Annotated in this window: 1 protein-coding gene; it reads right to left on the reverse strand. The window is 42.0% G+C overall.

Annotated features, from left to right (window positions below):
- Positions 1–1,041: MSCRAMM family protein (locus ACZMB2_RS14435; RefSeq protein ID WP_487597230.1), on the reverse strand; the 1,041-nt coding region annotated here is incomplete at both ends.

Consider the following 1,041-nt stretch of genomic DNA (forward strand, 5'->3'; position numbering starts at 1 on the left):
TCACCTTTTTTATAGATCGTCAGCTTTCCTTTTACCGGATGGTTCTCGTAATCTACCGTAATAATGGCATCTCCGCTCTCAGAATCCATCTGGTATGCTGTGTTTGCATCCACCGCAATCTCTACATAGTTCTTATTGATTGTGTACCCTTCCGGTGCATTAACTTCCTCAATCCGGTAATGTCCGATCTTCAGATTCTTCGGCATAATCAGATATCCCTGACTGTCCGTAAAATAGGACTTATGGGTTGTTGTCACTGGGTAAGTTGTTACCTGTTCCACATACTTCTTGCTGTCCAAGTCGTACACTTTAAATTCTGTTCCTGCAATCAGGACGGATTTCTTTGTTTCATCGTCTTTTTTCACGATTTTCAGTTTTGCCTTAAACTCTTCATCCAAAAGCACTCGCCAGATCTGTGGCTCATTTGGATGATGCTCTGTGATATTCACTTCAAAATCATCGACTGGCTTGTAGTTGTGCGGTGTTGTTGTCTCACGCACGATATAGCTTCCAAATGGTAATGGAATACTGCAGGCATAACCTTTTTCATCTGTGAAAATCTCAGTTGCTCCATTTTCTCCACTCACTACTGGTTTTGCAGAATCAAAATCATAACTTCCATCTGCTTTCTTTGTAAGGGAAGATTTCAGATAAACTGTAAATCCAGCTCCGGATAACAGATCTGCATCTGTCTTTCCATTGTTGACTGCTTTAATGATCTGGAATGGCTGCTTGATGACCTGCTCACTGGAAGTGCACTCTCTTTTTACTTCTGCTGTCATATCTCCTTCATAACTGCACGTAAGATCATGCTCTTCTGTATCTGCCAGGTATCCGGTCGGAGTTGTAATCTCTTTGATATAATATTTGCCAAGATACAAGCCATTTACAGAAGCCTGTCCTTTGTCATCTGTTGTAAGAGAAGCTACCTGTTCTCCTACTTTATAAATAGTTCCAGTTGCTCCGTCCGGATGCACGATATCTTCACGGGCATACAGACCATAAACTGCACCTTTCAGTGTGGCATCTCCCTGTGGTACT

This window comes from Hominiventricola sp., assembly GCF_057604405.1.